Below are 26,354 nucleotides of genomic sequence, written 5' to 3' on the forward strand. Positions count from 1 at the left end.
CCGTCCCGATCCCCGCCTATACTTGAGTCCAGAACGCTCAATCTACGCGCCCGGCGGATGAGCGCCTCGCAAACCCCGGGCAGTCGAAAGGAATTTGCATGTCACGTGCAGTAGGTATTGACCTCGGAACCACCAACTCGGTCGTCTCGGTTCTCGAAGGCGGCGAGCCCACCGTCATCGCGAACGCCGAGGGCGCCCGCACCACGCCGTCGATCGTCGCATTCTCCAAGTCCGGCGAGGTCCTGGTCGGCGAGATCGCCAAGCGCCAGGCCGTCAACAACATCGACCGCACCATCGCGTCGGTCAAGCGCCACATGGGCACCGACTGGAACATCGCCGTCGATGACAAGAAGTACACGCCGCAGGAGATCTCGGCGCGCATCCTCCAGAAGCTCAAGACCGACGCCGAGAGCTACCTCGGCGAGAAGGTCACCGACGCCGTGATCACCGTGCCGGCGTACTTCAACGACGCCGAGCGCCAGGCCACCAAGGAGGCCGGCGAGGTCGCGGGCCTGAAGGTGCTGCGCATCGTCAACGAGCCCACCGCGGCGGCCCTCGCCTACGGGCTCGACAAGGGCAAGGAAGACGAGCTGATCCTCGTGTTCGACCTCGGCGGCGGAACGTTCGACGTCTCCCTGCTCGAAGTCGGCAAGGACGAGGACGCCTTCTCCACCATCCAGGTCCGCTCCACCGCCGGTGACAACCGCCTCGGCGGCGACGACTGGGACCAGCGCGTCGTGGACTACCTGCTGTCGCAGGCCAAGGCCAAGGGTGCCGATCTCTCCAAGGACAAGATCGCGCTGCAGCGCCTGAAGGAGGCCGCCGAGCAGGCCAAGAAGGAGCTGTCCTCGGCGACGTCCACCAACATCTCCCTGCAGTACCTCTCGGTGACGCCGGACGGACCCGTCCACCTCGACGAGCACCTCTCCCGCGCCAAGTTCCAGGACCTCACCAAGGACCTCCTGGACCGGACGAAGAAGCCGTTCCACGACGTCATCACCGAGGCCGGCATCAAGGTCGCCGACATCGACCACATCGTCCTCGTCGGCGGCTCCACCCGCATGCCCGCCGTCGGAGAGCTCGTCAAGGAGCTCGCCGGTGGCAAGGAGCCCAACAAGGGCGTCAACCCGGACGAGGTCGTGGCCGTCGGCGCCGCACTGCAGGCCGGTGTCCTCAAGGGCGAGCGCAAGGACGTCCTGCTGATCGACGTCACCCCGCTGTCCCTGGGCATCGAGACCAAGGGCGGCATGATGACCAAGCTCATCGAGCGCAACACCGCCATCCCCACCAAGCGCAGCGAGACGTTCACCACGGCGGACGACAACCAGCCGTCGGTGGCCATCCAGGTGTTCCAGGGTGAGCGCGAGTTCACCCGCGACAACAAGCCGCTGGGCACGTTCGAGCTGACCGGCATCGCGCCGGCCCCGCGCGGCGTCCCGCAGGTCGAGGTCACCTTCGACATCGACGCCAACGGCATCGTGCACGTGTCCGCCAAGGACAAGGGCACCGGCACCGAGCAGTCGATGACCATCACCGGTGGTTCCTCCCTCTCCAAGGAGGACATCGACCGCATGGTGCGCGAGGCCGAGGAGCACGCCGCCGAGGACAAGAAGCGCCGCGAGGCCGCGGACGTCCGCAACGGTGCCGAGCAGCTCGCCTACTCGGTGGACAAGCTGATCGCCGACAACTCGGACAAGCTGCCCGAGGACGTCAGGACCGAGGTCCAGGCCGACGTCGATGCCCTCAAGAAGGCCCTCGAGACGCAGGACAACGACGACGAGGTCAAGGCGGCCTTCGAGAAGCTGCAGGCTTCGCAGTCCAAGCTCGGCGAAGCGATCTACGCCTCGGCCCAGCAGGACGCCGGCCAGGCCGGCGCTGCGCCCGCCGACGACCAGCCAGCCTCCGCGGGCAGCGACGAGGACATCGTCGACGCCGAAGTGGTTGACGAAGACACCAACGAGAAGAAGTAGCCATGCCGCACCACGGAAATGAAGAAGAGCACGAGTCAGAGCCGGTGAGCTTTCGTGACAACCGGAAGATCGACCCTGAGACGGGCGAAGTCCGTGGGCAGCAGAAGGACGCCGGCGAGCCGGTCGCGGAGGAATCCGCGACCGGGGAGCAGGCGGCCCCCGCCGCCGACGCTTCCGAGGGGGACGCCCTGGCCCAGGCCGAGGCCATCCTGAACGAGGCCGGCGCCGAGGGGCACAATCCTGCGGTGGACGTCGTCGCGGAACTCCGCAACGACCTGCTCCGCCTGCAGGCGGAGTACGTCAACTACCGGCGCCGCGTCGAGCGCGACCGGGACGTCGCCCGCGACCAGGCCGTCATCGGCGTCCTGAACTCGCTGATGCCCGTCCTCGACGACATCGACGCCGCACGCCAGCACGGCGATCTCGCCGACGGCCCCTTCGCGGCGATCGCGGGGAAGCTCGAGAACGTCCTGAAGACGTACGAGCTGACCCGGATCGACGAGGTCGGGGTCGCGTTCGACCCGAACGTCCACGAGGCGCTCATGCAGCAGCCGAGCGCGGACGTCCAGGCGGACAGCGTCAGCCAGATCCTCCGTGCGGGCTACCGCAAGGGGGAGCGCGTCCTCCGGGCCGCGCAAGTGATCGTCGCCGTGCCGGAGTAGCTCTACCCGCCGGGTGGGATGGTCTTCCCGGGCCAACGAAATTCCTGCGCTCGCAGAACTCGCGAAGGAATATTAAAGGCCCTACAGAAGACCACCCCACCCGGCTCTCCCCGAAGCGGTGGGTGCAGGAAGCTGCACACCGACACTTCGGGCCCACAACTTTCAGCAGGACCTAGGAAGGAGACGCCAATTGGCTAGTCAGGATTGGGTCGACAAGGATTTCTACAAGATCCTGGGTGTCTCCAAGGATGCTTCCGGCGATGAGATCAAGAAGGCGTACCGGAAGCTCGCGCGCAAGCACCACCCTGACCAGAACCAGGGGGCCGCGGCGTCGGAGCGGACCTTCAAGGACGTGTCGGAGGCCTACTCGGTGCTGTCCGACGCCGAGCAGCGCCAGCAGTACGACGCCATCCGTGCGATGGGCGGCGGCGCGCGCTTCTCCGCGGGCGGGGCGGGCGGCGGCGCCGGTGGCAGCGCCGGCTTCGAGGACGTCTTCGGCAACCTCTTCGGCCAGGGCGCGGGCACACGCCAGCGCACCGGCTTCTCCAACAGCAACCTGCCCCCCGAATTCGCCGACCTGTTCGGCGGCGGCGGCGGTATGGGCGGTGGCGGCTTCCCCGGCGGGTTCCAGCCCACCCGACCGCAGAAGGGCGCGGACCGCACGGCGAGCACGTCCATCTCCTTCGCGGGTGCCATCAACGGCACGACGATCGGGCTGCGCGAACCCTCCGGGGAGCAGATCGACGTCCGGATCCCGGCCGGTATCCGCGACGGCCAGAAGGTCCGGGTCAAGGGCAAGGGCCAGCCGGGCCAGGCCGGGCCCGGTGACCTGATGGTCAGCGTCAGCGTGAAGGAGCATCCGCTCTTCAAGCGCGACGGCGACAACATCCGGGTGCATGTGCCCGTCAGCTTCCCGGAGGCGGCGCTCGGTGCCGAGATCCAGGTGCCGACCCTCTCCGGCGAGATGGTCACGATGCGGGTGCCCGCCGGCACGCCGTCGGGCCGGACGCTCCGGCTGAAGGGCCGGGGCGTGAAGACGTCGAAGGCGACCGGCGATCTGCTGGTGACCGTCGACGTCGTCGTTCCGCAGAACCTGTCCAAGGAGGCGGAAGCCGCCGTGGAGACGTTCCGGGCCGCCACGCAGGATGCGGATCCGCGGGCGGGCCTGGCCGCGAAGGCGCGCCTGTAGCAGGCCGTTCGAGACCTGTATTCGAGCAGTACCCGGGAGTATCGGCAACGGAAGGAGGCCTGCCATGGACTACACCTTGCCCATCTACGTCATCTCGGTGGCGGCCGAGCTCGCGGACATGCACCCGCAGACGCTCCGCCAGTACGACCGGCTCGGCCTCGTGACGCCCAGCCGGGCGCCGGGCCGGGCACGCCGCTACTCCCAGAAGGACGTCAGTACCCTGCGCGAGGTCCAGCGGCTGTCCCAGGAGGGCGTATCGCTGGAGGGTATCCGGCGGATCCTCGACCTCGAGAACCAGGTGGCGGCCCTGCAGTCGCGCGTCGCCGAACTGTCCTCCGAACTGGCCGCCCGCCGCGTCCACGCCGAGTCGAGCCGGGTGTTCGCGGCCGGTCTCGCGGGGGACGTCGTCACCCTCGTCCGGGGGCAGCGACCACGCGCCCGCAGCCAGGCCCTGATGGTGTGGCGCCCCGAGCCGGCGCGCACCGCGAACCAGGCGTACACGCGGGCCCCGTAGGGCTAGGGGGCGGTCCGCACCGCGGGTCCCGCCCCGGTGGAACCGCGGACCACGAGGTCCGACTGGAACAGGATCTCGTTCCGCGTCACCCGGTCGCCGTCCAGCTCCGTGACCAGGGCGTGGACGGCCGCCTCCGCCATCGCCGCGACGTTCTGCCGCAGGGTCGTCAGCGGTGGATCGGTGAAGGCCATGAGCGGGGAGTCGTCGAAACCGACCACCGAGATGTCCTCCGGCACCCGCAGGCCGCGGGTCTGCGCGGCGCGGACGGCGCCGAGGGCCATGACGTCCGAGGCGCAGACGATCGCGGTATGGCCGCTGTCGATGAGTTCGTTCGCCGCGCTCTGCCCGCCCTCGATGGTGAACATGCTCGTCGCGATGTGCGGCCCGGCGTCGTCGTCCCCGAGGAACTGCGTGAGCCCGGAGCGGAAACCCTCCAGCTTGCGGCGGCTCGGGATGAAGCGGTCGGGTCCGGTGGCGAAGCCCACGCGCTGGTGTCCCTGCGCCACGAGGTGACGGACCGCCGTCCGGATGGCGGTGGCGTCGTCGTTCGAGACGGACGGCGCGTCGATCTCGGGCCTCGCCCCGTTGACGAGGACGAACGGCACGCGGCCGCGCAGGCGCCGGTAGCGCTCCACGCTCGCCCGGCCGTCGGAGTGCGCGGCGCAGACGAAGATGATGCCGCTGACGCCCTGGTCCAGCATGAGGGCGACGTACTCGTCCTCGGTGATGCCCCCGCCGGGCAGGGTGCACAGGGCGGGGATGTAGTCGTTGGGTGCCAGCAGGGCCGCGATGGCGCCGGCGAAGGCCGGGAAGATCGGATTCACGAGGTCCGGGACCACGACGCCGATCTGCCCCTTGGAGCGTCCTGCCGTCCGTCCGGGCCGCTCGTAGCCCAGGCTGTCCATCGCCGCGAGGACAGCCTGCCGGGTCTCCTGCGAGGCGCCGCCCTTGCCGTTCAGGACACGCGAGACGGTGGGGACGCTCACACCGGCGGTGCGGGCGACGTCGTCCAGGCGCGGCCGCTCGTTACGCTTGCCGGGAGTCATGGCCCCAATCTAGCGCAGGCCCGCAACGCGCCCAGAAAGATTGCGTGAAAGTTTCGAAAACTTCTTGACGGTCGGCGCGCGGCATCCCTAGGGTCGGGGTATCCACCCCCAGTCCGGCCTGCAGCGACGCACGGCCGGGGAAGGACCACCATGACCCTGAACACCACGGATACGGGCCGGACCGGCGGGAGACCAGCCCTTCGGCGCCGCTCCCGGCTGGCCGCCGTCGTCCTGACCGCGCCGCTCCTCGCGACCCTTATGCCCGCCCCCGCGCTGGCCGACCACACGACCCCGCCGGGCACCGTCGCCCTCGTGGGCTCCCTGCAAGCGGAGATCGGCTGCCCGGACGACTGGCAGCCGGAGTGCGCAGCCACGAGGCTCGCCCCCGTGGATGGCTCGCCGGACACCTGGTCGGCCACCTTCGACGTCCCCGCCGGGTCCTACGAGTACAAGGTGGCGCTGAACGAGTCCTGGGGTGAGAACTACGGCGCCGACGGTGCCGCCGGTGGCGCGAACCTGGCGCTGCAGGCTCCGGGCGGCCCGGTGACCTTCACCTACAACCACCGCACGCACGTCATCTCCAGCGACGCCCCCCAGGCGCCCACGGGGTCGACGGCGGCGCACTGGCTCACCGAGGACACCCTCGCCTGGGGCGCGGAGGTGCCGGCCGATGCCCGCTTCCGGCTCTACTCCGCCCCGGAGGGTGGCCTCGTCGCCGACGACACGAGCGTCACGGGCGGCACCTACATCGACCTGCAGCGCGGCGGCGAGGCGCTGCCCGCCGATCTCGCGGCCCGTTACCCGCACCTGGCCGACCTCGCAACCGTGACGCTCGACAGGAAGGACGCCCGGAAGGCCGGGGACCTGCTCAAGGGACAGCTGCTCCTCGCCGCGGTCTCGCCGGAGGGAGAACTCCTGGCGACCACGGGCGTCCAGGTGCCCGGCGTGCTCGACGATCTCTACGCGGGGGCCGCGCGCCAGCAGCTCGGCCTCAGCTGGAAGGGCAGGAAGCCGCACCTCGACCTCTGGGCCCCGACGGCGCGCAGCGTCTCCGTGCAGGTCTTCCGCGACGGCTCGGGCGGGGACCCGATCGCCACGCGCTCCCTGCGGGCGGGCAAGGACGGCATCTGGAGCGTCGACGGCGAGAAGGACTGGAACGGCGCGTACTACCTCTACGACGTCGAGGTCTTCGTCCCGGAGACCGGCGCCGTGGAACACAACCGCGTGACCGACCCCTACAGCGTCGGGCTCTCCACGAACTCGGAGCGTTCCCTGTTCGTGGACCTCACGGATCCGGCACTCATGCCGTCGTCGTGGTCGCGCCTGGCGAAACCGGCCCTCGAGCGGCCCGAGGAGCTGTCCGTCTACGAACTCCACGTGCGCGACTTCTCGATCACCGACACCACCGTGCCCGAGGCCGAGCGCGGCACCTATGCGGCGTTCAGCCGGCCGGACAGCGTCGGCATGCAGCGGCTCTCGGAGCTCGCGGACAACGGGCTCAACGCCATCCACCTCCTGCCCGTGAACGACATCGGCACCATCGAGGAGGACCGGGCGCGGCAGGCCGGACCCGACTGCGACCTCGAGGCGTTCGCCCCCGACAGCACCGGGCAGCAGGAGTGCGTCACCGACGTCGCCGCCCGGGACGGCTTCAACTGGGGCTACGACCCGCTGCACTACACGACGCCCGAGGGCTCCTATTCGACGAACCCCGCGGACGCCACCCGGATCCGCGAGTTCCGCGGCATGGTCGCCTCGCTGAACGAATCGGGCCTGCGCGTGGTCCAGGACATCGTCTACAACCACACCGCGGGCGCCGGCCAGTCGTCGGAGAACAACCTCGACCGGATCGTGCCCGGCTACTACCACCGCCTCAACCCGGAGTCGGGCGCCGTCGAGACCTCGACGTGCTGCCCGAACACGGCGACCGAGCACACCATGATGGGCAAGCTGATGGTCGACTCGATCGTGACGCTCGCCCGCACCTACAAGCTCGACGGCTTCCGGTTCGACCTCATGGGGCACCACTCCAAGCAGAACATCCTCGACGTCCGCGCCGCCCTCGACAAGCTGACGCTCAAGCGCGACGGCGTGGACGGCACGTCCATCTACCTCTACGGCGAGGGCTGGAACTTCGGGGAGGTCGCCGACAACGCCCGGTTCGTCCAGGCCACGCAGGCCAACATGGCCGGTACCGGCATCGGCACGTTCAACGACCGGCTCCGCGACGCGGTGCGCGGCGGCGGACCCTTCGACGACGACCCGCGGATCCAGGGCTTCGCCTCCGGGCTGCTGACCGACCCGAACGGCGTCGCCGGCAACGGCACCGAGGCCCAACAGCGTGCCGAGCTGCTGCTGTCGCAGGACCAGATCCGGGTGGGGCTGACCGGCAACCTGAAGGACTACGTGTTCACCGACCGCACCGGCCGGCAGGTGACGGGCGCCGACGTCGACTACAACGGCTCGCCGACCGGGTACGCCGCCGACCCGCAGGAGAGCATCACCTACGTCGAGGCGCACGACAACGAGACGCTCTTCGACGCGCTCGCGTTCAAGCTGCCGTCCGACACCCCGATGGCCGACCGCGTGAGGATGCAGACCCTGGCGCTCTCCACCACGGCACTGGGCCAGGGAGTCTCCTTCTGGCACGCCGGTGGCGAGGCGCTGCGCAGCAAGTCGCTGGATCGCAACAGCTACGACTCCGGCGACTGGTTCAACATCCTCGACCACACGGGCACGGACAACGGCTTCGGCCGGGGCCTGCCGCCGCGTGCGGACAACGAGGGCAAGTACGCGTTCATGCAGCCGCTGCTGGCCGACCCGGCGCTCAAGCCGTCGCCGGCGGACATCGAGGCGGCGAGCGAGCAGGCGCAGGAGCTGCTGCAGGTCCGGCAGGGCAGCCCGCTGTTCAGCCTCGGCACGGCCGGGCTCGTCCAGCAGAAGCTGTCCTTCCCGGGCAGTGGTCCCGACCAGGCGCCCGGCGTGATCGTGATGCACCTCGACGACACCGTCGGTCCCGACGTCGATCCCGGGCGGAAGGGCATCGTGGTGGTCTTCAACGCCTCCGACGAACCCACCAGCCAGCGCGTCCCGGCCGCCGCCGGCACGGGCTTCGCGCTGCACGCCGTCCAGGCGGCGGGGAGCGACGACGTCGTCCGCCAGGCCGCGGCCACCGAGGACGGGACCTTCACGGTCCCTGCCCGCACGGTGGCGGTGTTCGAGGCGCGGTAGTCCGCGCCCACCGGGGCCCGGCATCCCTCACGGGGTGCCGGGCCCTTCCGGTTCCCGGCGGGAGTGCGGGATTTCGGCGCGGACCGGGCGGGACCGGCCGGCGCGTCGGAGGTCGACACGCACCGCCGGGGCCGGACGTCCCAGGGAACGGTACCGGGGCGTCAGGCCGCCGGGGCGGCGGTGCTCGACCGGATGATCAGGGCGGTCCGGGCGGAGTGGTTCGTGGGGCGGTAGGCGCCAGGATCCTGCAGGATCTGCAGCAGGCGCTCGACGGCCCGCTTGCCCTGCTGCCGGGGGAACTGGGCCACGGTGGTCAGGCCGAGCGCCTCGCCGAGCTCGTGCCCGTCGATACCGATCACCGAGACGTCCTCGGGGACGCGGAGGCCCAGTTCGCGGGCGGCCAGGATGGCGCCGATGGCCATCTCGTCCGACGCGCAGAAGACGGCGGTCGGGGTGTCCCGCGGGTAGCCGAGGAGCTGCTTCGCCTGGCTGTGCGCGCCCTGGATGGTGAAGTCGGCGTCCACGCGCCAGGAGTCGAGGATCTCCAGGCCCGCCGCGGCCATCGCCGATTCGTAGCCGTGGCGCCGTGTACCGGCGATCCGGAAGTCGTTCTCGAAGGCGTCGGACCCGCCGATGTGGGCGATGCGCCGATGCCCGAGGCTGATGAGGTGCTCGGTGGCGAGTTCGGCGATCTCGCGGTCGTTGACGCTGTAGGTCTCCGCGCCGGGGAGCGGGCCGCCGATCCCGACGACGGGCTTGCCGACGGCGAGGAGCTGCCCCAGTTCCTCCCGGCTCAGTTCGAGGGAGACCGGGATGACGCCGTCGCAGCGCTGCCGCAGCAGGAACTCGGACAGGACGCGGTCGCGGAGACCGGCGTCCTCGTTGAGGTTGTAGAGCGTGAGGTCGTAGCCGGCAGTGAGGAGCGACGCCGCCAGGCTGTCCACGATCTGGGAGTAGTACCAGCGGGCGACCGACGGGACGACGACGCCGATGTTGCGGTGCCGTCCGGATGCCAGGGAGGAGGCCGTCGAGCTGACGACGAAGTCGAGCTCCCTGGCCGCCTGCAGGACGCGTGCGCGCGCCCGCTCGGAGACGCGGCCGTTGCCGCTGAGGGCCCGGGAGACCGTGGCGGTGGACACGCCGGCCAGCTGGGCGACGTCCTTGATGCCGGCCATGGTTCCCCCTTCCCGCGTGGTCAGCGGTGACGGGGACACCCAGCAGGGTGCCCCCGTCCGATCATTGCGGATCCTGCGCGGATCTCCTACCCGGCGGAGGCCATCAGCCACACGCAGGCGTCGGGGGCGAGCATGCCGTCCGTCACGGAGCCCGGCGTGCTGGTGGCGATGACGGTGCCCTCCGGCAGGGGAGCGGCGAACTCGCCCATGTTCAGCATCACCAGCACCTCCCCGTTGCGGAACGCGACGACGTCGGACGCCTCGAAGTCCCGGGACCAGCTGAGCGACCCGGCGCCGAGGCGCAGGTCCCGGCGCAGCTGCAGGGCCGTCCGGTACAGCGAGAGGGTGGACTCGGGGTCGGCGGACTGCACGTCGCGGGCGTACTCCGCCCAGCCCTCGGGCTGCGGCAGCCACGGTGTCGCGGGCGCCTCGGCGTCGACGAATCCGAACGCCGGCGCCGCCGCCTGCCAGGGGAGGGGGACGCGGCAGCCGTCGCGGCCGATCCTCTCACCGGCCGTGCGGACGAAGGTCGGGTCCTGCCGGGCGTCGTCGGGCATCGCCGTGTGGTCGGGCAGGCCGAGTTCCTCGCCCTGGTAGAGGTAGATCCCGCCGGGCAACGCGAACATGGCGAGCGACGCGGCGCGGGCGCGGGCGAGGCCGGTCGCTGTGTCGGGCTGTGCGTCCGAGCGGCCGATGCCGTCGCCGCCACGCGGCGGGCCGTCCGTCAGCCCGAAGCGGCTGGCGTGCCGGACGACGTCGTGGTTGCTGAGTACCCAGGTGGTGGGAGCATCCACGGCGTCGAACGCGGTGAGGGAGGAGGAGATGACGTGCCGGAGACCGTGCGCGTTCCACGGGTGGTGGAGGTAGGCGAAGTTGAACGCCTGGTGCATCTGGTCGGAGCGGACCCAGTTCGTGAGCCGCGGCAGGGGGTCGATCGAGGCCTCCGCGCACAGGATGCGCTCGCCGTCGTACTCGGCGAGGATGGCCCGCCACTGCCGGTAGATGTCGTGGATCTCCTCCTGGCCGAACATGGGCGCCTCCCAGCCGGGGAAGCCCTCGGAGGATCCGCCGTCGGCGCGTCCGCCCCAGTCCGGCAGCCCCTCGGCCTTGATGAGGGCGTGGGCCACGTCGACGCGGAAACCGCCGACGCCGCGGTCGAGCCAGAAGCGCAGGACCCTCTCGAACTCGGCCCGCACCGCGGGATTGTCCCAGTTGAAGTCGGGCTGCGAGGAGTCGAAGAGGTGGAGGTACCACTGGCCCGCCGTACCGTCGGCGTCGATGACGCGGGTCCAGGCCGGCCCGCCGAAGTGCGACTGCCAGTTGTTGGGCGGCTCGCTGCCGTCGGTGCCCCGGCCGTCCCGGAAGATGAACATCGCGCGTTCCGCGGAGCCCGCGGGAGCCGCGAGGGCGGCCCGGAAGAGCACGTGCTCGCTGGAGCAGTGGTTGGGGACGAGGTCGACGATCACGCGGACGCCCAGGCGGTCGGCGCGCGCCACGAGCGCATCGAAGTCGGCGAGCGTGCCGAACAGGGGGTCGACGTCGCAGTAGTCGGCGACGTCGTAGCCGCCGTCGCGCTGGGGCGAGGTGAAGAACGGCGAGAGCCAGAGCGCGTCGATGCTGAGCTCGGCGAGGTGGTCGAGCTCCGCCGTGATGCCCGGGAGGTCGCCCATGCCGTCGCCGTTCGAGTCGCGGAAGGACCGCGGGTACACCTGGTAGATGACGGACGAACGCCACCACTGGTCGCCCTCGGAGGGGGCGTGGAGCGGTGCATGGAAGGCATCGGGGGAGGACAGGTCCTCGCCGTGCAGGAGGCGGGCGATCTCAGACATGCGCATCATCCTAGACCGCATCCGACCGGATTGTGGAAGCGCTTTCAGCAGGAAGTGCCTTGATCTTGCGTCTTTCCTCGGGTACCGGCGCGTCGGGCATCCTGCGTTGGGCAAACCCGATGCAAGCGTTTACAGTTGTGACTCGGGTCACCGTCGCCTCCGATTGGGAGCGGCTGCGACACCCACGTCTCCCGGCCCGCGAAGCCCCGTGCCTCGTCCGGGAGATCGACAGAAGCCGCTCATGAAAGGTTCACCAATGAAGGTGCGATCCACCCAGCCGACCCGTCGGCACGCTCTGATCACCGGCGTCGTGTCGGTGGCCGTCCTGGCCCTCACGGCCTGCGGTGGAGGGGCCTCCGAGTCCTCCTCCGCCAGCTCCAGCTCCGCCGCCCCGAACCTCGCCGAGGGTGGCGCCACCACCCTCACCATGTGGGTCGACGCCGAGCGCGCCCCCGCCCTCGAGGAGATCACCAAGTCCTTCAAGGAGGACACCGGCATCGAGGTCAAGCTCGCGGTCAAGGACTTCGCCGCCGTCCGCGACGACTTCATCACCCAGGTGCCCACCGGCAAGGGACCCGACCTGATCGTGGGCCCCCACGACTGGCTGGGCACCTTCGTGCAGAACGGCGTCGTCGCCCCCGTGGAGCTCGGCGACAAGGCCTCCGAGTTCCAGGAGTCCGCCGTCCAGGCCATGACCTATGACGGCAACGTCTACGGCGTGCCCTACGCGCTGGAGAACATCGCGCTGCTGCGCAACACGGACCTCGTCCCCGAGGCCGCCGGCACCTTCGACGAGGTCATCGCCAACGGCGAGGCCGCGGTCGCCGAGGGGAAAGCGACCTATCCGTTCCTGGTGGGCATGGATCCCAAGCAGGGCGACCCCTACCACCTGTACCCGCTGCAGACCTCGATGGGCGTGCCGGTGTTCGGGCAGAACGAGGACGGCAGCTACAACGCCGACGAACTGCTGCTCGGCGAGCCGAACGGCGTGGAATTCGCCAAGAAGCTCGTGGAGTGGGGCGACACCGGATCGAAGATCATCAACTCGAACATCACGGGTGACATCGCCAAGGAGAAGTTCAACGCGGGCGAGTCGCCCTACTTCCTGACCGGTCCGTGGAACGTCCCCGACGCGCAGGCCGCCGGCCTGAACCTCGCCGTCGACAAGCTCCCCACGGTCGGCGACCAGGACGCCCAGCCGTTCATCGGCGTCAACGGCTTCTTCATCTCCTCGAAGAGCGCCAACGCCCTCGCGGCGAACGAGTTCGCCGTGAACTACCTGAGCACCGAAGCCGCACAGGATGCGATGTACGACGTCGGAGGCCGCCCGCCGGCCCTCAAGGCCAGCTTCGACAAGGCAGCGTCCGACCCCATCGTCGCCGCGTTCGGTGAGATCGGCGCCAACGGCGTCCCGATGCCCGCACTGCCCGAGATGCAGGCCGTCTGGGCCGACTGGGGAGGGACCGAGCTCGCGCTGATCAAGGGCAGCGGCGACCCCGCCGCAGCCTGGACCACCATGGTGAGCAACATCGAGGCGAAGATCGCCGAACAGTAGTACCCGCAGTGACGCAGCAACGCAGTAACGCAGTAACGCAGTAACGCAGTAACGCAGTAACGCAGTAACGCAGTAACGCAGTACCACTGGCGCCCGTCGCCCCGGCGACGGGCGCCACCCTTTTCCTCGCCACCCCTATCGAGGTGGCGGCATCACAGCAGCGGCCTTCCGCGCCGATCACCGAAAGCCTCCGCCATGCTCACATCGGCCCCTCCCGGCCCGGCCGCAACGCGTCCTCCCAAGAAGACTGCCGTCCGCTCCGATTCGACCCTCGGCCTGCTCGCGAAGATCGTGCTGCTCGCCCTCGTGGATGCCTTCGCGGTCTACGTCCTCATCACGCTCTTCCTGCAGGAGAAATGGGTGATCCTCGTCGTCGGCGCCGCCGTGACGGTCTTCATCAACTGGATCTACCTGCGCAGGGGCGGCCTGCCCGCGAAGTACCTGGCCCCCGGCATCTTCTTCCTGGTGATCTTCCAGGTGTTCGTCATGATCTACAGCGGCTACGTCGCGTTCACCAACTACGGCGACGGCCACAACAGCACCAAGGCCGACGCCGTGAACGCGATCCAGCTCTCGGCGCAGCAGCGGGTCCCGGACTCGCCCGCCTACCGGATCTCCGTCCTCGAGCGCGACGGCGAGTTCCACCTCCTCGCCACCGACCCCGACGGCGGGGTGTCCGTGGGCACCACCGACGTGCCGCTCGAGGAGGCAGGGGAGGCCGTCACCGACGGCACCGGCAAGGGCGTGGAGCTCGACGGCTACCGCACGCTGCAGTTCGGCGAGGTCCTCGCGAACCAGGCGGACATCCTGGCGGTCACCGTCCCGTTCTCCGACGACCCGGAGGACGGCAGCCTCAAGACCAGCGACGGCTCGAACGCCTATGTCTACCGCCCGTCGCTGAGCTACGACGAGGCCTCGAGCACCTTCACCGACCTCGAGACGGGGACCACCTACTCCGACACGGGCGAGGGCTCCTTCCGGTCCTCGGACGGCGAGCAGCTGAGCACCGGCTGGAAGATCAACGTGGGCTTCGACAACTTCGTGAAGGCGTTCTCGGACGACAACATCCGCGGCCCACTGCTGCAGGTGGTCCTGTGGACCTTCACCTTCGCGATCGTCTCCGTCCTGTCCACGTTCGCGCTCGGCCTGTTCCTCGCGAACGCGTTCAACCTGCCGGACCTGCGCGGCAAGCGGATCTACCGCATCCTGATGATCCTGCCGTACGCCTTCCCCGCCTTCCTCGCCGGCCTCGTGTGGTCGGGCCTGCTCAACCCCGAGTTCGGATTCGTCAACAACACCTTCTTCGGGGGCGCGGACATCCCGTGGCTGACGGACCCGCTGCTCGCCAAGGTCAGCGTGCTGATCGTGAACCTCTGGCTCGGCTTCCCGTACATGTTCCTGGTGTGCACCGGCGCCCTGCAGTCGCTGCCCGAGGAGGTCAACGAGGCCGCCCGCATGGACGGGGCGACCGCGTGGCGCACGTTCACCGCCATCAAGCTGCCCCTGCTGCTGGTCTCGGTCGCGCCGCTGCTGATCGCCAGCTTCGCGTTCAACTTCAACAACTTCAACGTCATCTACATGCTCACCGACGGCGGGCCCCGGTTCTCGGGCACCACGGCGAACATCGGCCACACCGACATCCTGATCACGATGGTCTACGAGATCGCGTTCGGCACCGGTGTGGGCCGCGACTACGGCCTCGCCAGCGCCCTGTCCATCATCATCTTCATCATCGTCGCCGTGATCTCCGCCATCAGCTTCCGGCAGACCAAGGCTCTGGAGGACATCAACTGATGACCACGTTCACCGATCCCCAGGCAGCCGCCCCCGTCCAGCCGGACGCGGGCGGGTCCCGCCGTATCCCCGAGCAGCGCAAGCGCACGTTCGGCCAGTGGTTCAGGCACAAGGGCTGGCGCCACGTCGTCGGCGTCGTGACCACGCTCTTCGCCGTGTTCCCGCTGCTCTACGTGCTCTCCGCCGCCCTGAACTCCAGCGGCACCATGGCCGGCTCCAACGTCCTGTTCAGCCGGTTCGACACCGGCAACTTCGAGGCGCTGTTCGACAACCCGAGCAGGCCCTTCGGGCGGTGGTTCATGAACACGATGATCATCGGCGTGGTGACCTCCGCGGCCACCGTGTTCCTCGGCGCCCTCGCGGCCTATGCGTTCAGCCGCATGCGTTTCAAGGGCCGCCGCGTGAGCCTGCTCTCGCTGCTGATCCTGCAGATGTTCCCGCAGCTGCTCGCCGTCGTCGCCATCTTCCTGCTCCTGAACGCCATCACCGACGTGGTCCCGTGGCTGGGCCTCGGCAGCCAGCTCGGCCTGATCATGGTCTACCTGGGCGGAGCGCTGGGCGTGAACACGTACCTCATGTACGGGTTCTTCAACACGGTCCCGAAGTCCCTCGACGAAGCCGCCCGCATCGACGGCGCCAGCCACGTGCAGGTGTTCTTCACGATCATCCTGCCGCTCGTCACGCCCATCCTCGCGGTCGTCGGGCTCCTCGCGTTCATCGGCCTGAGCAGCGAATTCGTGATCGCCAGCGTGGTGCTGACGGATCCCGACTCGCAGACCCTCGCCGTGGGCCTGTACTCCTACGTGGCGCAGCAGCGGTCCGAGAACTGGGGCGTCTTCGCCGCGGGCGCGGTGCTCGCGGCCGTGCCGGTCATGGCCCTGTTCCTCTTCCTGCAGAAGTACATCACCACCGGTCTCGTCTCCGGCTCCGTCAAGGGCTGACCCGTGCAGGACCCGTTCCTCGCACCCCACCACGACGGCTCGCCCCTGTACGTGCCCGAGCAGTCGCCGGGAGTGGGCGACACCCTCGTGGTGCGCGTGCGGGTCCCCATCCGGTGGGGGACACCCGGACGGGTGTTCGTCCGGTCGATCCGCGACGGCGAGGGGCACTACGACGAGGCGCGGCTCCTCACCGGTGCCGGGGACGACGGCGCGTGGGCCTGCTGGGAGGCGCACGTCACCGCCGTCAACCCCACGCTCCGCTACCGGTTCCTGCTGGAGCTGCCGACGCCGCACGGGCCTGCCCAGCGGTGGCTCAACGCCGTCGGCACGTCCCGCCGGGACACCCCCGACCGCGACGACTTCCGCCTCGACTGCCGCCCGGCACCCGCGCCGTGGGCGCGCGACGCCGTGATCTACCAGGTCTTCCCCGACCGGTACGCCCGGTCCTCCTCCGCCACGCCCCTCGACGCCCTCCCGGATTGGGCCGTCGGCTGCCCCTGGGACGAACCGGTGCAGCCGCGCGGTGAGCTGACGCCCCGGCAGGTGTACGGGGGAGACCTCGACGGCATCACCGACCGCCTCGACCACATCCAGGCGCTGGGCGCGACGGTCCTGTACCTCACGCCCTTCTTCCCCGCGCGGTCCAACCACCGGTACGACGCCTCGACGTTCGACGAGGTGGACCCGCTCCTGGGCGGTGACGCCGCCCTCGTCCGGCTCGTCGAGGCCGCCCACGCCCGCGGCATCGCGGTGCTCGGGGACCTCACCGTCAACCACACCGGCGACGCCCACGACTGGTTCCGGAAGGCCTCCGCCGATCCGACCTGCGAGGAGGCCGGCTTCTACTACTTCAGTGAGGACGGCACGGAGTACGCCAGCTGGTTCGGCGTCCCCAGCCTCCCGAAACTCGACTGGTCCTCGCCGGGACTGCGCCGCCGCTTCGTCGAGGGTCCGGAGTCGGCGGTGGCCAGATGGCTGCTCCCGCCCTACAACCTCGACGGCTGGCGCATCGACGTCGCCAACATGACCGGACGGCACGGGCGCGTGGACCTCAACCGGGAGGTCGCCGCGCTCATCCGCGGCACCATGGACGGCGTCCGGCCCGGGCTGATGCTGCTCGCCGAATCCACGGGCGACGCCACCGACGACCTGTCCGGGCGGACCTGGGACGGCGGCATGACCTACTCGAACTTCACGCGCCCGCTCTGGCAGTGGCTGGCCCGCGGGGACCGGGCGGCGGCGGGCGTCAACTTCTTCGGCACGCCCGCGCCCGGCGTACCCCGGATCGACGGCGGCGACCTCGTCGCCACCCACACGGCCCTGTCCTCCGGGTTCTCGTGGCGCGTCCGCTCGCAGAACATGACGGCGCTGAACACCCACGACACCGCGCGTGCCGCCACGGTGATGGTCGACGGCGGCGCCGCCGTCGGACTCGCCCTCGCCTTCCTGCTGCCCGGCCTGCCCACGCTCTTCGCCGGTGACGAGTTCGGCCTGCGGGGCACGAACGGCGAGGACGCCCGGACACCCATGCCGTGGGACACCCCGGACCGCCGGCCCGCCGACGTGCGCACCCTGATCGCGGACCTGGCGGCGCTCCGACGCGCCTCCCCGGCGCTGCGGGAGGGTGCGGTGCGCTGGCTGGCCGCGACGCCCGACGTCGTCGTGTTCGTACGCGAGCACGAGGAGGAATGCCTCGTGGTCGCGGCGGCCCGGGCTGACTACGACGCCGTCCGGGTGCCGCCCGACCTGCTGCCCGCCCCGTGGACCGCGGCCCAGGCGATCGACCTGGGCCTGCCGGGGGCGTCGGCGGAGGAGACGGCGGACGCGCTCGTGGTGTCGGGCCGCGGGCCGGGCGTCGGGGTGTGGCGTCTTCCCGGCGTCCCTCCCCCTGCCCGTCGGTGATCGAGGGCCCTTCGACGGGTGGAATTTGTCAGGGGAGGCGGGCAGACTAGACGGATGAACCACATCCCGGAGCACCATCATGCTTGAGGAGCTCGTCGAAGCCTTCGCCATCGGCCTCGGGGTGCTCCTCGCCCTCGGCGCCGGGACCGGGGTCGCCGGCTGGGTGGTCGTGCGGAGGGTCAGGAACTCGCGCATCATCGAGCGGACCAGGGACCGCGGCCTGCTGGCCGCCCGCGCCTATTCCCCGGATGCCCTGACCCGGGAACCCGCACGCCTGATCGGCAACCTCGCCCGGTCCTCGCGCGCCACGCACCTCGCCCTGTCGGAGGCGACCGCCCAGGGCCGCCCGGTCGGCGACCTGCCGCGGGCCGCCGCGGAGATCGACCAGGCGGCGGCTTCCCTCGAGAATCTGCTGCGGGCCGCGGACCGGGAACCCAACCGCGCGCTCAAGCAGGAATGGACCAGGGACCTCTCCACCCAGGCGCACGCCCTCGACGAACTATCCGCCGACCTGCGCCGATGCCTCCTGCAGACCTCGCGGTCCATCGACACGCTCCAGCTCGAGCGTGCCACCACCCGCCTGCGCACCGAGATCTCGGCCATGGGGACCTGGCGGGACACCTACGGGAACCGGCAGACGTGGTGAGAGGTTCGACCAGGTAGCCACACCACAACCAGCAGCCGGGGGTCCGAGCAATGTCGATCAAACGACGCATCACGCGCATCGTGCAGGCCAACCGGAACGCCGCGGCCGAAGGGAAGCAGGACCCCAGGGTCCAGGCCCGGAGCGCCCAGTCGGCGCAGCACGCGCTGCTGGACCAGGCGCGCCGCGGGGCCGCCGACGTCGCGGCGCACCATCACCGCGTGGGCCTCGCCGCCAATGACGCCGCCGCCTACCTGAACCGGGTCGAGGCGGCCGCCGCGGCCGCCGTCCAGCGCGGGGACGACGACGCCGCCCGCGCCGCGATCCGCGAGTCGATGACGGCGCGACGACGCCTGGACACGCTCACCCGGCAGCTCCGCGAGGCGGAGGAGCAGTCCCGCAGGCTGCAGCAGGACGTCCGTCGGCTCGAACAGCACGTGCAGCAGAGCGCCATGGAGTACGACGCCATGCTGGCCCGGCGCGCTGCAGCGCAGGCCGCCATCGGCGTCCATGACGCGCTCGCCTCGTCCTCGCGGGAGGCGGCCGCGATCGACGCCGCACGCCGCAGCGCCGAACTCGAGGTGCGGCGCTTCGAGGCCCAGGCGCAGGCGCGCGAGGAGCTGTCCTGGACCGACCCGTCCTCCCCGCGCCTGCAGCGGGCCTTCGAGGAACTCGAGGCCGAAGCGGCGACCCAGCAGGAGCTCGAGGACCTCAAGCGGAGGAACGCACGGCGCTACCCGCCCGCACCGCACTGACCGGACCGGCGTCGTCCCTCCGCGGCCGGCGAGACCTGGCCGCCTCCCCCGCCGGCCCGATCTCGCGTCACGGACCGGCGGGGGAGCGGAGAACGCGTTGCTAGACTCTGGCCATGACTGAGCTGAGCGGTTCCCACGTCCTCGTCGTCGGCGCCACCGGGGTCCTCGGGGCCGAACTGTCCCGGCAGCTCGCGGCCCAGGGCGCCAGGCTGACGCTGTCCGGCCGCTCCCGGGAGAAGCTGGCGAACCTCGCCGACGAGCTCGGGGACGCCGTCGTCGGATCCGTCGCCGCGGATCTCAGCAGACCGTCGGGGCCCGCCGACATCGCTGCGGCCGTCTACGGACGGGAGCTCAACGGTGTCGTGTTCGCCGCCGGCGTCGTCGCCTTCGGATCGGCCATGGAGGTCGACGACGACACCCTCGACGAACTCATGCTCGTGAACCTGCTCGGCTACATGCGCCTCATGCGCGAGGTCGGGCCGAGGCTCGCCAGGGATTCCTTCGTGGCGCAGATCAGCGCCGTCGTGGCGGAGAGCCCGACGGCGGGCATGGCCGCGTACTCGGCGACGAAGGCAGGACTCAGCGCGTACGGGAAGGCGCTGACGCTGGAACTGCGCCGGCAGGGCGTGCGCATCCTCGACGTCCGTCCGCCGCACACCGAGACCGGCCTGGCCACCCGGCCGATCGCGGGCGAGGCCCCGAAGCTGCCCCGGGGGAAGGACCCGGTGGCGGTCGCCGAGCGCATCGTCACCGCGATCCGGGACGGCGAGCGGGACCTGCCGTCGTCGTCGTTCTGACGCTGCCGCTCGCGTACCGACGGGGCCGGTAGCGCACCGGTTGCGTGATGGCCCGCTGACGTTGCCGGCCCGCGCACGCCCGTGACCCACAGCCCATCCTGCGGCCCCTCCCGGTGGGCAGGATCGGACATGCCCGCCGGGAGGGACCGTAGACGGGGAACAACTGCCGCGCGTCCCCGGCGGTCCGCACCCCGGGCCACGCCGGAGGCCGCCGGTGTGCGCGGTCAGGCGAAGTCCCGGACCTTCTTCCAGCCGGGGTCGAGCGTGTGCCGCGCGGTGACCGTGCGCTGCTCGCGGGCCGCGGCGTCGAGCACGTCCCTGCCGTTCTGGTCCTCCGAATCGGAGTAGAAGTGGAGTGTCCGCGCGCCCCTGGACGTCTCGGCGGCCACCAGCATCCCGCGGATCCCGAGAGCTTCCACGAGTGCGTCCTCGAGGGCGTCGAGGGCGTCGAACGCCGCGGGGCGGGGGAGGCCCTGCTCGTCGGCGTCGAACGGGACCCGCAGCGTCGTGTGGAGGTCGAAGCGCGGATGGTCGATCCAGCGCAGCGGGCGCAGGGCGCGCACGAGGATCGGATCGCCCGTCGTGAGCGCCCCCTGCATCAGGAGCCAGTCCGGTGCGGGCAGGGTGCGGGCGAGGTCCGCGACCCTGGCCGGCAGCTCCGCGGCAGGGATGCTGTCCACCACGTCGTGGACGATGCAGTCCACGCGGCGGACCCAGCGTTCCACGTCGTCCTCGCCGAGCAGCCATTCGAGCAGCAGGACGCACAGCCCGTACTCGTCGTCCCACTGCCCGGCGAAGCCCGGGTTGTACACCGAGACGATGAAACCGTCGCCGGCGCGGGTCACGGCGGCATGCACGCGGGTCCGCCGGAGGTCGAAGGTCCGGCCGCGGTAGGTGATGGCCGACTCCAGCATGTCCGGCTTGGCGCTGCGGGCGGGCACGAAGTCCCACCGGGGGCTGGGCGGCGGGGATGCCCGGAACCAGCGCTCGGCCACCGGACGCAGCGACGGGTCGCCGCCGCTGGAGACGCAGAGCGTGTGCTCGGCGTCGGTGCCTGTCCGGGTCTCCCATTCGAGGCCGCGCGCGATCGCCTTCACGCGCCGCGTCATGACGTCGACGTAGGCGTCGAAGTTCCCGGCCCGGGTCGCGTCGGTCAGGAGGTCCTCGCCGTCGTCGGCCCACCAGCGCCAGAAGGCGTCGATCGGGTCCGTGCCGGCCCGGCGCGCGGAGGTCCTGCGGCGGCCGAAGATGCGCATCACTCCTGCGTCCCCCTGATGCCCGCGGCCGCTCAGCGGCGGCGGTAGGCGAGGTCGAACACCGTGCGCCCGGCCTGGATCGCCTTGTTCTCGAAGCTGGTGAGGGGGCGGCCCTCGAAGCGGGGAGCCCAGCCGCCGAGCATGTCCGTTCCCTCGTTGACGCCCGTGTTCCCGGTACTCACCGGATCGCGGCCTTCACGCACCGGCGCGCCGCCGACCACCGATTCCACACCGCTCTCCCAGACCTGGGTCAGCGGGCTGTCCGCGCCGCTGCGCTCGCCGTCGTGCAGGTTCTCGAAGTGCGGGTGCGCGTCGAGGACGGCGCGCATCTGCACGGCGTAGCTCGACCAGTCGGTGGCGAGGCGGAACAGCCCGCCGGGAGCGATGACGCGGGCGGCGAGGTCCACGTAGTCCTCCTTCACGAGCCGGCGCTTGTGGTGGCGGGCCTTGTGCCACGGGTCGGGGAAGAAGGTCCAGAGCTCGGCGACGAACGACGCCGGGATCATCCCCGCGAAGGCCTCCGCCGCGTCGACCTGCGCGGTCCGCACGTTCGTCAGGTCCTTCTGGCTGATGCGCAGCATGGTCTGGGCGAGCCCGGGACGGTACACCTCGAGGGCCAGGTGGTCGCGGTCCGGGTCGAGTTCGGCGGCGTGGGTGATGGCTTCGCCCAGTCCCGACCCGACCTCGACGACGAGCGGCGCGGACCGGCCGAAAGCGGCCTCGACGTCGAGCACGAAGCCGGGGGCCACCGAGGTGTCGGCGTTGTGGACGCGCGGGACATCCAGGAGGAAGGCCGCGGCCAGTTCGTCCCAGGCCTCGCGCCGCCTGCCCTGGAGGCGCGAGCCCCGCCGGACGAAGGACACGGGCTGGGTGCGGTGCGGCTGATCGGGGGTCTGTACTTGAGGATCCATCACCCCCAAGGCTACCGGCAGCGGGTCGCCGCGGGGCCCCGGGAACCGGACGGGAGGCCGCGGACCGGGCCCCGAGAGCGGCGTCGGCCGGGACGGCGATGCGGGATTCCGGCCCGCCTGCTGGTAAAGTCGAAGGACTTGCCTGCGCACGGCTGACCACGTCAGCCAGTACAGCACCACCCAGTACAACACCACTTGGTACAGTGCGCAGCCTGCGTCGATAGAACGCATTCTTTTGTCCCGCATCCAGCTCGCACGATCGTGAGCGCGGTGGACACTGTCTGACTCTTCTTCGGCGAACCCCTGCGCCGACCGGTGCCGGGGAACATGAGAAGAAAGTTCGTGTACTTCACATGACTACTTTTGCTGCCCTCGGTGTGCCCAAAGCGCTGGTTGAGAACCTCGCCGCGCAGGGAATCGCCGAACCCTTCCCCATCCAGGTCAAGTCGCTCCCCGACTCCCTCGCCGGGCGCGATGTCCTCGGACGCGGCCGCACCGGCTCGGGCAAGACCCTCGCCTTCGCGCTCCCCATGGTCGCGCGCCTCGCCGAGCAGGAGGCGGCCTACCGCCGCAAGCCCGGACGCCCGCTGGCCCTGATCCTCGCTCCGACGCGTGAGCTCGCCACCCAGATCAACGCCACGGTCGAGCCCCTGGCGAAGGAACTGGGCCTGAACACCACCGTCATCTACGGCGGAGTCTCCCAGCAGCGCCAGGAGAAGGCCCTGCGCGCCGGCGTCGACATCGTCATCGCCTGCCCCGGGCGCCTCGAGGACCTGATGCGGCAGAAGCTGATCACGCTCGAGTCCGTGGAGATCACCATCCTCGACGAGGCCGACCACATGGCGGACCTCGGCTTCCTCCCCGTCGTGAAGAAGCTGCTCGACACCACCCCGGCCGACGGCCAGCGCCTGCTGTTCTCGGCGACGCTGGACAACGGCGTGGACAAGGTGGTCAACCGCTACATGACCAACCCGGTCACGCACTCGGTCGACGACCCGCAGGCCGCGGTCACCACCATGGAGCACCACGTGCTGCTGATCGGCGACCAGACGCAGAAGAAGCAGCTGATCGTCCAGCTCGCCTCCGGTTCCGGCCGCCGCCTGCTCTTCATGCGCACCAAGCACCACGCGCGGAAGCTCGCCAAGACGCTCACCGACGCCGGGATCCCCGCCGTCGACCTGCACGGCAACCTGTCGCAGAACGCCCGCGACCGTAACCTCGCGGAGTTCTCCTCGGGTGACGTGCGCGTGCTCGTCGCCACCGACGTCGCCGCGCGCGGCGTGCACGTCGACGACGTCGAGCTCGTGGTCCACGTGGATCCGCCCACGGAGCACAAGGCGTACCTGCACCGTTCGGGCCGTACCGCCCGCGCCGGCTCGTCGGGCACCGTGGTCACCATCACGCTGCCCGAGCAGAAGTCCGAGGTGCAGAAGCTGATGAAGGCTGCGGGCGTCGACGTCGCGTTCGAGAACGTGAAGGCGAGTTCGCCCCTGGTCCTGTCCCTGACCGGGGACCTCGCAGAGAAGATCGACCCCCGCACCCGTGCTGCACTCCTCGTCTCCCGTGAGGCCGCTCGCGGCGAGGGCACGTCTACCGGTGCGAACGCCGAGCGCAAGCGCGCCCGCCGTGGTGCTGCAGCACCGACCGCAGGTGGCCGTGGTGGCCGTGGCGGTCGGGGACGCGTCGGCGCTGATCCGCAGGCAGCCCAGGGCAACCGCGCCGAGCGCCGCAAGGACCAGCCGCAGGCACCCCGCTTCGGCTCCGACACCGGTGCCGCGGCGAAGACAGGTTCCCGTCGTCGCACCGAGGAGCCCCGCACGGCCTCGGAGACGACGTCGCGCAGCCGCCGTCCGGCCTCGGGCCAGCGCGTCGGCGACGCCGTCCGCCGCACCGCCGCGGGGGCTCCCGCGGCCGGTGGCCAGGGCAGCCACGCACCGTCGTCGGCCGCGCGCCCCGAGGGCGCCCGGTCCGAGGGCGCCCGCCGCGCCGGAGGCTCCCGCAGGGCCGGCGCCCCGGCGTCGAACGACCGCCGCCCGCGCTAGCACCACGCATCCGTGAGGCCCCCTACCCGTCCGGGTGGGGGGCCTCACGCGTTCCGGGTGGTGCGAGGGGTGCGCCGGGTGGGGAACAATGGCCGGATGAACGCACTCCTGAACGTCATCTGGCTCCTCTTCGGCGGCATCTGGCTCGCCCTCGGCTATTTCGCGGCGGGCGTCATCTGCTGCCTGCTGATCGTGACCATCCCCTTCGGTATCGCATCCTTCCGGATCGGTGTCTACGCGCTCTGGCCGTTCGGCCAGACCATCGTGAACCGGGGCGGGCGCGTGGGAGCGTGGTCCGCGATCGGGAACGTGATCTGGCTGCTGGTCGCCGGGATCTGGATCGCCATCGGCCACGTGATCACGGCCATCCCGATGTTCGTGAGCATCATCGGCATCCCGCTGGGCATCGCGAACCTCAAGCTGATCCCGGTGTCGCTGGCACCGCTCGGCAAGGTCATCGTCCCGTCGCAGGGAACCTCGCTGCAGACGTACCGCTGACCTCACCCCGACCGACCCGCAGACGTCCAGCAGACGACCTGCAGACGACCTGCTGAGAGGCCGCCGCCGGATCCCCGGTGGCGGCCTCTTCCTGCGCTAGTCGGACGTGGCGGAGCTGTGGACCGCTGCCCCGTTCTGCCCGGGCTTGTCCGCGTTCTTCAGCAGGTCGCCGAGCAGCGCGATGATGTCGAGCCCGGTGGTGTCCTTCACCATCTGCGTGGTCTGGTGGACCCCGTTCGAGACGTTCCGGCTGAGCTGGCTCGCGCCGTCGGTGGAGACCACGGTCATGGTGTCGATCGCGGACATCGGCGCCGCGATCTCGCGGGCCATCGCGGGCAGGACCTCGAGGACCTTCGACAGGATGGCGGCCTGGTTGAACTTCTCGTAGGCCTCCGCCTGCGCGGCGATCCCGGCCGCCTCGGCCTTGCCGCGGGCCTCCGCGGACCCGGCCTCCGCGTCGCCGCGGGACGCGATGACGGCGGCATCGGCACGGCCCTTGGCCTCGCTGATGGACGCCTCCGCGGTACCGCGCGCGGTGTTCGCGGCGGCGTCGGCCTCCGCGGCCACACGGTCACCCTCGGCGACGAGCTTGCGGCGCGCGAGGTCCACGCGGGCCTCGATCTCGCTCGCCTCGGAGGCACGACGGCGCTCCTCGAGCTTCGCGTCGGCCTGCTGGATGAGGCGGTACTTCTCGGCGTCGGCGGGCTTGCGCACCTCGGTGTCGAGCTCGCGCTCGCGCAGCTCCGAACGCCGCTGCGCCACCTGCTGCTCGCGCATGATGACCTGCTCCTGCTGTTCCGCCTGGGCGAGCGGGCCGGACGCGTCGGCCCGCGCCTGGCGGGCGTCGGCCTCCTCCTTGAGCTCCGCGCGGCGGATGATCAGCTGCTGCTGCGCGAGGGCCACCTGCTCGTCGGACAGGGCGCGCGCCTGCTCCGACTCCTGCATGGACCGCGCCTCGGCGATCTTCGCGTTGCGTTCGGCGAGGGCCGCCTCGGGCCGGCCGAGGTTCTTCAGGTACCCGGAGTCGTCGTCCACGGACTGGATCTGGAAGGTGTCGATCTCCAGGCCCTGGTTGTGCATGGAGTGCTCCGCCTCCTCCTTCACGCTCTTGGCGAAGGTGGCGCGGTCCCGGATGATCGATTCGACGGTCAGGGTGCCCACGATGGAGCGCAGCGAACCGGACAGCGTCTCCTGCGTGTAGTGGTCGATGGCGTCCTGCTGGTTGAGGAAGCGCTGGGCAGCCTTGCGGACGGCGTCGGCGTCGCCGCCCACCTTGACCTGCGCGACGCCGGTCAGGTGGAGTTTGATGCCGTTCTTCGAGATGCCCTCGATGCGGAGGGACACCTGCCGGGAGGCCAGGGACAGCGGGTAGGCCCGCTGGGAGAACGGGTTGATGAAGATGCGGCCGAAGACGACCCGCTGGCTGTCCGGATCGGGCTGCCCCTTGCTGTCCTTGGACGAGATGATGAGTGCCTGGTCCGGGCTGGCGATGTGCAGCGCCATCCGGGCGAGCACGATGGCGGCGATGACGAGGACGAGGAGTACCACCGCGCCGATGATGAGCGGGATGAACGTGAGATCCACTTGCGACCCTTTCAATGGTCTTCGAAGAAGCTCCGGCGCAGCGTGTGCGCGCCGGAGCGT

At 70.6% G+C, this 26,354-nt stretch carries 20 protein-coding genes; 14 read left to right on the top strand and 6 right to left on the bottom strand.

From position 1 onward, the window contains the following. Positions 1–98: 98 nt before the first annotated feature. The 4 genes from dnaK to IWX63_RS04790 all read left to right on the top strand — a co-directional run bounded on the left by dnaK (position 99) and on the right by IWX63_RS04790 (position 4,335). Positions 99–1,970 carry a molecular chaperone DnaK gene (dnaK, locus tag IWX63_RS04775; RefSeq protein WP_199277022.1) on the top strand — a complete coding sequence of 624 codons (1,872 nt, stop codon included), beginning with the start codon at positions 99–101 and terminating at the stop codon, positions 1,968–1,970. A gap of 2 nt (positions 1,971–1,972) precedes the next feature. After that, positions 1,973–2,632, top strand: coding sequence for a nucleotide exchange factor GrpE (locus IWX63_RS04780; RefSeq protein ID WP_199277023.1), 660 nt, complete (start codon positions 1,973–1,975; stop codon positions 2,630–2,632). Positions 2,633–2,822: 190 nt separating this feature from the next. After that, a complete protein-coding gene (locus IWX63_RS04785) occupies positions 2,823–3,821 on the top strand; it encodes a DnaJ C-terminal domain-containing protein (RefSeq protein WP_199277024.1) in 999 nt (332 codons plus the stop codon). 64 nt (positions 3,822–3,885) lie between these two features. Further along, positions 3,886–4,335, top strand: coding sequence for a heat shock protein transcriptional repressor HspR (locus IWX63_RS04790; RefSeq protein WP_199277025.1), 450 nt, complete (start codon positions 3,886–3,888; stop codon positions 4,333–4,335). 2 nt (positions 4,336–4,337) lie between these two features. Here the strand turns inward: IWX63_RS04790 and IWX63_RS04795 are convergent, their stop codons facing one another. Next, complete coding sequence (locus tag IWX63_RS04795; RefSeq protein ID WP_199277026.1) at positions 4,338–5,381, bottom strand: LacI family DNA-binding transcriptional regulator; 1,044 nt, start codon at positions 5,379–5,381, stop codon at positions 4,338–4,340. Positions 5,382–5,531: 150 nt separating this feature from the next. Between IWX63_RS04795 and pulA the strand changes: the two genes are divergently transcribed. After that, complete coding sequence (gene pulA / locus IWX63_RS04800) at positions 5,532–8,612, top strand: pullulanase-type alpha-1,6-glucosidase (RefSeq protein ID WP_199277027.1); 3,081 nt, start codon at positions 5,532–5,534, stop codon at positions 8,610–8,612. A gap of 161 nt (positions 8,613–8,773) precedes the next feature. Here the strand turns inward: pulA and IWX63_RS04805 are convergent, their stop codons facing one another. Both IWX63_RS04805 and IWX63_RS04810 read right to left on the bottom strand, forming a co-directional pair. After that, entirely contained in the window at positions 8,774–9,787 is a 1,014-nt protein-coding gene (locus IWX63_RS04805; protein WP_199277028.1) for a LacI family DNA-binding transcriptional regulator, read from the bottom strand. Between the two features lie 86 nt (positions 9,788–9,873). After that, positions 9,874–11,616, bottom strand: coding sequence for a glycoside hydrolase family 13 protein (locus IWX63_RS04810; protein WP_199277029.1), 1,743 nt, complete (start codon positions 11,614–11,616; stop codon positions 9,874–9,876). A 256-nt stretch (positions 11,617–11,872) separates the two neighbouring features. On the opposite strand from IWX63_RS04810, the gene IWX63_RS04815 reads away from it, so the two are divergent. The 7 genes from IWX63_RS04815 to IWX63_RS04845 all read left to right on the top strand — a co-directional run bounded on the left by IWX63_RS04815 (position 11,873) and on the right by IWX63_RS04845 (position 20,003). Then, positions 11,873–13,171 (top strand): sugar ABC transporter substrate-binding protein, encoded by a 1,299-nt coding sequence (locus tag IWX63_RS04815; RefSeq protein ID WP_199277030.1) that lies wholly within the window; start codon positions 11,873–11,875, stop codon positions 13,169–13,171. Positions 13,172–13,366: 195 nt separating this feature from the next. Next, positions 13,367–14,965 (top strand): ABC transporter permease subunit, encoded by a 1,599-nt coding sequence (locus tag IWX63_RS04820; protein ID WP_199277031.1) that lies wholly within the window; start codon positions 13,367–13,369, stop codon positions 14,963–14,965. Next, a complete protein-coding gene (locus IWX63_RS04825) occupies positions 14,965–15,906 on the top strand; it encodes a sugar ABC transporter permease (RefSeq protein WP_199277032.1) in 942 nt (313 codons plus the stop codon). The genes IWX63_RS04820 and IWX63_RS04825 overlap by 1 nt, the downstream gene beginning before the upstream one ends. Positions 15,907–15,909: 3 nt before the next feature. Then, the gene (locus IWX63_RS04830; protein WP_199277033.1) at positions 15,910–17,808 is read left to right on the top strand and encodes a glycoside hydrolase family 13 protein; all 1,899 of its coding nucleotides are present in this window, start codon (positions 15,910–15,912) and stop codon (positions 17,806–17,808) included. A 79-nt stretch (positions 17,809–17,887) separates the two neighbouring features. Beyond that, positions 17,888–18,454 carry a hypothetical protein gene (locus tag IWX63_RS04835; RefSeq protein ID WP_199277034.1) on the top strand — a complete coding sequence of 189 codons (567 nt, stop codon included), beginning with the start codon at positions 17,888–17,890 and terminating at the stop codon, positions 18,452–18,454. 50 nt (positions 18,455–18,504) lie between these two features. Then, positions 18,505–19,206: a PspA/IM30 family protein gene (locus tag IWX63_RS04840; RefSeq protein ID WP_199277035.1), complete on the top strand. Its 702-nt coding sequence runs from the start codon at positions 18,505–18,507 to the stop codon at positions 19,204–19,206. Between the two features lie 113 nt (positions 19,207–19,319). Beyond that, positions 19,320–20,003 (top strand): SDR family NAD(P)-dependent oxidoreductase, encoded by a 684-nt coding sequence (locus IWX63_RS04845; protein ID WP_199277036.1) that lies wholly within the window; start codon positions 19,320–19,322, stop codon positions 20,001–20,003. 224 nt (positions 20,004–20,227) lie between these two features. Here the strand turns inward: IWX63_RS04845 and IWX63_RS04850 are convergent, their stop codons facing one another. Further along, positions 20,228–21,259 carry a DUF695 domain-containing protein gene (locus IWX63_RS04850; RefSeq protein WP_199277037.1) on the bottom strand — a complete coding sequence of 344 codons (1,032 nt, stop codon included), beginning with the start codon at positions 21,257–21,259 and terminating at the stop codon, positions 20,228–20,230. Between the two features lie 32 nt (positions 21,260–21,291). Then, on the bottom strand, positions 21,292–22,170 hold the full coding sequence (gene trmB / locus IWX63_RS04855; RefSeq protein WP_199277038.1) for a tRNA (guanosine(46)-N7)-methyltransferase TrmB: 879 nt from the start codon (positions 22,168–22,170) through the stop codon (positions 21,292–21,294). A 353-nt stretch (positions 22,171–22,523) separates the two neighbouring features. On the opposite strand from trmB, the gene IWX63_RS04860 reads away from it, so the two are divergent. Next, a complete protein-coding gene (locus IWX63_RS04860; protein WP_199277039.1) occupies positions 22,524–24,212 on the top strand; it encodes a DEAD/DEAH box helicase in 1,689 nt (562 codons plus the stop codon). Positions 24,213–24,308: 96 nt separating this feature from the next. Next, positions 24,309–24,710 carry a YccF domain-containing protein gene (locus tag IWX63_RS04865; protein ID WP_199277040.1) on the top strand — a complete coding sequence of 134 codons (402 nt, stop codon included), beginning with the start codon at positions 24,309–24,311 and terminating at the stop codon, positions 24,708–24,710. A 96-nt stretch (positions 24,711–24,806) separates the two neighbouring features. Here the strand turns inward: IWX63_RS04865 and IWX63_RS04870 are convergent, their stop codons facing one another. After that, on the bottom strand, positions 24,807–26,294 hold the full coding sequence (locus IWX63_RS04870; protein ID WP_199277041.1) for a flotillin family protein: 1,488 nt from the start codon (positions 26,292–26,294) through the stop codon (positions 24,807–24,809). Positions 26,295–26,354: the final 60 nt, after the last annotated feature.

Origin of the sequence: Arthrobacter sp. CAN_A2 (assembly GCF_015752045.1) — a bacterium.
Classification (GTDB): domain Bacteria; phylum Actinomycetota; class Actinomycetes; order Actinomycetales; family Micrococcaceae; genus Arthrobacter_D.

Excerpts from the sequence above, each read along its gene's own strand:
- dnaK (WP_199277022.1), top strand. The coding sequence starts at position 99 with ATGTCACGTGCAGTAGGTATTGACCTCGGAACCACCAACTCGGTCGTC.
- IWX63_RS04780 (WP_199277023.1), top strand. The coding sequence starts at position 1,973 with ATGCCGCACCACGGAAATGAAGAAGAGCACGAGTCAGAGCCGGTGAGC.
- IWX63_RS04790 (WP_199277025.1), top strand. The coding sequence starts at position 3,886 with ATGGACTACACCTTGCCCATCTACGTCATCTCGGTGGCGGCCGAGCTC.
- IWX63_RS04795 (WP_199277026.1), bottom strand. The coding sequence starts at position 5,381 with ATGACTCCCGGCAAGCGTAACGAGCGGCCGCGCCTGGACGACGTCGCC.
- pulA (WP_199277027.1), top strand. The coding sequence starts at position 5,532 with ATGACCCTGAACACCACGGATACGGGCCGGACCGGCGGGAGACCAGCC.
- IWX63_RS04805 (WP_199277028.1), bottom strand. The coding sequence starts at position 9,787 with ATGGCCGGCATCAAGGACGTCGCCCAGCTGGCCGGCGTGTCCACCGCC.
- IWX63_RS04810 (WP_199277029.1), bottom strand. The coding sequence starts at position 11,616 with ATGTCTGAGATCGCCCGCCTCCTGCACGGCGAGGACCTGTCCTCCCCC.
- IWX63_RS04815 (WP_199277030.1), top strand. The coding sequence starts at position 11,873 with ATGAAGGTGCGATCCACCCAGCCGACCCGTCGGCACGCTCTGATCACC.
- IWX63_RS04820 (WP_199277031.1), top strand. The coding sequence starts at position 13,367 with ATGCTCACATCGGCCCCTCCCGGCCCGGCCGCAACGCGTCCTCCCAAG.
- IWX63_RS04825 (WP_199277032.1), top strand. The coding sequence starts at position 14,965 with ATGACCACGTTCACCGATCCCCAGGCAGCCGCCCCCGTCCAGCCGGAC.
- IWX63_RS04835 (WP_199277034.1), top strand. The coding sequence starts at position 17,888 with ATGCTTGAGGAGCTCGTCGAAGCCTTCGCCATCGGCCTCGGGGTGCTC.
- IWX63_RS04840 (WP_199277035.1), top strand. The coding sequence starts at position 18,505 with ATGTCGATCAAACGACGCATCACGCGCATCGTGCAGGCCAACCGGAAC.
- IWX63_RS04845 (WP_199277036.1), top strand. The coding sequence starts at position 19,320 with ATGACTGAGCTGAGCGGTTCCCACGTCCTCGTCGTCGGCGCCACCGGG.
- IWX63_RS04850 (WP_199277037.1), bottom strand. The coding sequence starts at position 21,259 with ATGCGCATCTTCGGCCGCCGCAGGACCTCCGCGCGCCGGGCCGGCACG.
- trmB (WP_199277038.1), bottom strand. The coding sequence starts at position 22,170 with ATGGATCCTCAAGTACAGACCCCCGATCAGCCGCACCGCACCCAGCCC.
- IWX63_RS04860 (WP_199277039.1), top strand. The coding sequence starts at position 22,524 with ATGACTACTTTTGCTGCCCTCGGTGTGCCCAAAGCGCTGGTTGAGAAC.
- IWX63_RS04865 (WP_199277040.1), top strand. The coding sequence starts at position 24,309 with ATGAACGCACTCCTGAACGTCATCTGGCTCCTCTTCGGCGGCATCTGG.